This is a genomic window from Streptomyces sp. NPDC048297 (assembly GCF_043201585.1).
Classification (GTDB): Bacteria; Actinomycetota; Actinomycetes; order Streptomycetales; family Streptomycetaceae; genus Streptomyces.
Genome location: NZ_JBICZA010000079.1, coordinates 1 through 4,458, shown reverse-complemented (window position 1 = coordinate 4,458; position 4,458 = coordinate 1). Strand labels below are relative to the sequence as shown.

Below are 4,458 nucleotides of genomic sequence, written 5' to 3'. Positions count from 1 at the left end.
TGGCCGACCCATGCTCAGGGAGCACGAAACCCAGCAGACGTGCGCCCGCGCACACCTCAACCGTGATCGGCTACACCACGAACGGGGACACGACCGTCCAGCACGGGCAGCGCGCTGACCCCCCGGTCCCGCATCATGCCCACCATGTCCTTGAACGAGGCCCACAGGCCGACGGCGGCCACCGTGTGCGTGATGACATCGCTGACGGTGTGCGGGGAACTGAACATGAGGACTCCGTATGTACGTCGGTGATCGGTTCTGCCGTCTCCAGCATGTGCCGGTGTAGAAGGGCGGGGCAGGGCCCCTTGGCCCCCGCCCGGGCCGTTCGGCCTCCCGCGGGGCGGGCCGGGCACGGGGGCACCGGTCGCGTGAGCCTGCTCCCGGGGAGTCGGCGAGGCCGCTCAGTAGGTCGGTCGGACACGTTCAGGGACATCCGGCCCATCACCGAACCACGACCACGACATCAGGCTGGAATCGACCCCTCACCGGGAGGTGGACACCATGTCCCGCACTGTCACCGTGGGCATCGACGGATCGCCCGAGAGCCGGGCCGCCGTGGAGTGGGCGGCACGCGAAGCCCTGCTGCGCGGCCTGCCCCTGAAGATCGTGTACGCATGCGAGCCCACGCCGAGGTTCGTGGCCCGGACCCCGCTGCTGGACACCGAGGCATACCGGCAGTGGGCCGAGCAGTTGACACACGAGTCCGCCCAAGGCGTCCGGCTCTGTCACCCCGGCATCGAGGTGACCACCGGGCAGCTCACGGGGACCGTTGCCGACATCCTGTGCGAGGCTGCGGGCTTCGCCGAACTCCTGGTACTGGGATCACGGGGCCTCGGCGAGTTCGAGGGATTCATGGTCGGCTCGGTCAGCCTGGCCGTCGTGGCCCGTGCCGAGCGGCCGGTGGTGCTCGTGCGGGCGGGGGAACAGGCCGCGGACGAGCACAGGGACGAGCACAGGACGGGTCCGGTGGGCGTGCCGTCCGCTGCGACGCCGTACCGGCCCGTGGTGCTCGGCCTCGACACCGAGCACCCTGACGACACGCTGCTGGCGTTCGCCTTCGACGCGGCGGCGCGCAGGGAAGCGCCTCTGCGGGCCGTCGCCGCCTGGCCCGAACCACCCACCTCCCGCTATCGCTTCTCCGGCGACGCCGATCTCCACGACTTGCTGGAGCGAGAGCACGCCGCCGCCCTGACGGACGTGCTGCGTCCCTGGCGGCAGAAGTTCCAGGGTGTGGAAGTGATCGAGGTGAGCCGGTGCGGCAGCGCCGGGCAGGTTCTTGTCGACGCCGCCCGCGACGCCTCCCTGGCAGTTGTCGGCCGGCGCATCCGCACGGGTTCCTTCGGTCCCCACATCGGTCATGTCACCCATGCCGCCCTGCACCACATCACCGCCCCCGTCGCCGTCGTAGCGCACGGCTGACTCGGCCCCCGGCCTCGCACAACGCGCTCTTTCTCCCGTGCCGGTGCTCACCTGCTGTCGCTCGCGCCCGTCACGGTCAGCGCGGCCCTCCTCTACGGCGATCCGGACCAGCCGGCCCACTCCCTCATGGTCGAGCCTCTCGAACGGGGAGGCGGAGAAGACGCCTTTGCCGAGGTGCGCCAAGAAGAACGCGGCCTCGACGTCGTCGCGGGAGAACCCCCAGGTCGTCTGGGTCAGGTCATTGGTCCCGGAGGAGAAGAACTCCGCTTCCTCGGCGATCCTGCCGGCGGTGAGCGCGGCCCGGGGTAGCTCGATCACCGTGCCGACGGGGCATGGGCGAGGCAGGCCGGTCTCCTCGCCGACCTCGGCCAGGATCCGTGACACCTCCTCGCGGGTGAGGCGGAGTTCCGCCACGTCGCCGACGAGCGGCACCATCATCTCCGCGTGTGGCGAGCCAGTCGTAGACGTAGCGGACCACGACGACTCTCCTCGCCTGAACGACTCTCCTCCTCTGTGCGGTGTCATACGGTCCCAGCTTCCGACGGGGCCGGGGCGCCGGGGAGGCGCTCCCGACCCCCTTCGCTGGGCCGACCGGACCAAGCGCCGGCCGGACAGGGCCGCTCGGCCCATGCCGGGAGGTGGGTCGTGGGCCCAGGCCGGAGGCGTCGTAGGACGGCACTCGAGATCCGCCGACAACGAGCGCTACCTGTCAGCCGCCCTGAGACGGCAGTCCACGCGCACCACGCCCTCGACGCCCCGCGCCATGCGGGCGGCCAGCGGAATGCGGGCGAACCGGTCCGGGTCGCTGTCCGGGAACTCCTCCTTGAACTCCTCCTTCGGCAGCAGGTCGGCCTCGGAGACGACACCGATCACCCGGCCGTCGCCTTCGAGGACGGGCAGTGCGCTGACCTGCCACTCCTCCATGCGCTCGACCATCTCCTTGAACAGGGTCTCGCGGCCCACCGCGACGACGGCCCGCGTCATCACGTCACTCACCTGGATTGCGCGGTGCACGGCCGCGGTCGGGGCCGTGGCCGACCTGCGCCGCCGGTCCGATCGCCGATTTGGGGACGTATGGCCCCGTGACAAGGCCGTACCCGCGAGGCGAGCCTGCAAGAGCACGCAGAAGGAGGCGAGCGCCCCGCCACAGCGCAAGGAGGCGGCCGTGATGGAGAACCCCGTGGTGCGAAGCCTGATGGATACCGCGCCGTACTCGGTCGGCGAGGACGAGACACTGCTGATGGCCTGGGAGGTCCTGGAACGGTCGGGACAGCGAGCGCTGCCCGTGGTCCGCACCGATGGTTGCTGCGCCGGTGTCCTGGACCGGGCCGAACTCGCTGTGGCCTGTGCGGGGGCTGCGCTGTCCGGGCAAAGGGCGCGCGATCTCGTGCACTCCCGCCGGACCGTGCGGATCCATCCGGAGGAGTCCCTGTCGCACGCCGCAGCGGTCATGTCGCAGGAGGACACCGACGCCCTGCCGGTCACGGACCAACACGGACAGCTGGTGGGGCTGCTCACGGCCAGGGACTACGTGGCCGCCGCCGCGGGGCTGCACCACCACGTGGCCGCCGTCTCGGAGAAGCCCGCACAGGTCACACTGCCCGGACTGCCCCCGCACCCAGGAGTGCGCGAGCGGGGAATCGTCATTCCCTAGCCCCGCACCTTCGCAACCTGCAGATCCCAACGAAGAAAGGCAGGCCGACACCATGCTCTGGGCATCATGGACGACCCTCGGCGTATTCACTGGCCGGGGCGGAGTACGTACCGACGAGGCGGGGGTCGTCAGCGGAGACCTGTCCGTCCACACCACCTGGGACGGCAGTGAGTGCGACGTGACGGTCCAGTACACCGGCACCTCCGAGTGGTTCACCCTCACCGGAAGCCCCGTGACCTGCCATTCGGAGTGGCAGAGCCGGGAACTGCACCAGGCGGCGGTGGACGCGGTCAGGGGAGGCGGCGCTGCCACCGTCCCCCGACTCCGCGCCACTGCCGTGCCGTAGCGGGCGCCGGGACCGACAGGGCACAAGGCCGCGCCGCCATGCCCCCGGCGCCCGACACGACCTCCTGGCCAGGCGGCCGTTCCCGGACGTCTAGAAGCAGCCCAGCCTCTTCGGCGAGTACGACACGAGGAGGTTCTTCGTCTCTTGGTGGTACACGGGCCTATCCCCCTCTGACCTGCGGCAATGGGTCGAACGCTCAAATGCGCAACCGAGTTGGTCCGGGCCTGGTCCGCATATTGGCCTTGGTGGCCCTGGGCAGAGGCCAGTTGGTCCGCCAGCTGTGCACGGCCTACATGTCCCTGCTCCGCGGAGAACCTGTGGACACTGTTCGCGCGTGCTCTTGGATGTCAGCCAGGGCCGGCGGCGGGGCCGTGTAGCGCCGCACGCGGTGGCGGATGGGTGGTGCTGGCTCGTACCCGATGGGGCGTTTCCTTGCCGCTTTGTGGACGAAGTCGACCCGGAGGCGATGATCTACTGAAACGATAGTCAAGGACGTGAAAATGCACGGCAGTTGTTGGTGAGGAGCCGCGTGTGACCGGCATGATCAACGGGCGGTTTCATCTGCTGCCGCAGGCGGAGAAGCGCCAGGGCGGTATGTCCGAGGTGCGCAAGGCGGTGGATGTCTTGAGCCCGGAGGGCGCCTACGCGGCGGTGAAGCTGCTCAAGCGGCGCGACGACGAGGAGAGCACGCGGATTTTCCTCGACCGTGAGACCGCCTCGTTGCGGGCGCTGACCCATCCGAACATCGTGCGGATGCTGGATTCGGGCTGGGACGAAGAGCTGGAGCAGTACTTCATCGTCCTGGAGTGGGTCGACAGGAGCCTGAAGGACGAGATGAGCGGGGGCCGTCCGCTGGACTGGCCGGCCTACTTCGCTCGGATCGGGCGGCCGTTGGCATCTGCTCTCGCCTACGCTCACGAGCAGCGGGTGGAGCACCGAGACATTAACTGATCGTTTCAGAATGAGTTGCGCTGCGGGTCTTGTGCTCGACGATCTTGGTCGGCAGGGTGTCCGGAGTGCGTGCTGATCTTGTTCCTGA

Annotated in this window: 5 protein-coding genes and 2 pseudogenes; 4 read left to right on the top strand and 3 right to left on the bottom strand. The window is 69.4% G+C overall.

Going from position 1 to position 4,458, the window contains the following annotated elements:
- Positions 1–56: 56 nt before the first annotated feature.
- Positions 57–227, bottom strand: coding sequence for a hypothetical protein (locus ACGFYV_RS37415; RefSeq protein WP_393883010.1), 171 nt, complete (start codon positions 225–227; stop codon positions 57–59).
- A 274-nt stretch (positions 228–501) separates the two neighbouring features.
- Between ACGFYV_RS37415 and ACGFYV_RS37410 the strand changes: the two genes are divergently transcribed.
- A complete protein-coding gene (locus ACGFYV_RS37410) occupies positions 502–1,419 on the top strand; it encodes a universal stress protein (protein ID WP_393883009.1) in 918 nt (305 codons plus the stop codon).
- Between the two features lie 72 nt (positions 1,420–1,491).
- On the opposite strand, the pseudogene ACGFYV_RS37405 reads toward ACGFYV_RS37410, so the two are convergent.
- Positions 1,492–1,875 (bottom strand): annotated as a pseudogene (locus tag ACGFYV_RS37405) (putative PEP-binding protein); the annotation flags it as partial.
- A 324-nt stretch (positions 1,876–2,199) separates the two neighbouring features.
- Positions 2,200–2,403: pseudogene (locus tag ACGFYV_RS37400) on the bottom strand (CBS domain-containing protein); the annotation flags it as partial.
- A gap of 184 nt (positions 2,404–2,587) precedes the next feature.
- Here ACGFYV_RS37400 and ACGFYV_RS37395 point away from each other — a divergent pair.
- The 3 genes from ACGFYV_RS37395 to ACGFYV_RS37385 all read left to right on the top strand — a co-directional run bounded on the left by ACGFYV_RS37395 (position 2,588) and on the right by ACGFYV_RS37385 (position 4,370).
- Positions 2,588–3,073, top strand: coding sequence for an HPP family protein (locus ACGFYV_RS37395; RefSeq protein ID WP_393883012.1), 486 nt, complete (start codon positions 2,588–2,590; stop codon positions 3,071–3,073).
- A gap of 52 nt (positions 3,074–3,125) precedes the next feature.
- Entirely contained in the window at positions 3,126–3,419 is a 294-nt protein-coding gene (locus ACGFYV_RS37390) for a hypothetical protein (protein WP_393883008.1), read from the top strand.
- A gap of 540 nt (positions 3,420–3,959) precedes the next feature.
- Positions 3,960–4,370, top strand: a complete 411-nt coding sequence (locus tag ACGFYV_RS37385) for a protein kinase (RefSeq protein WP_393883011.1) — start codon at positions 3,960–3,962, stop codon at positions 4,368–4,370.
- Positions 4,371–4,458 lie beyond the last annotated feature (88 nt).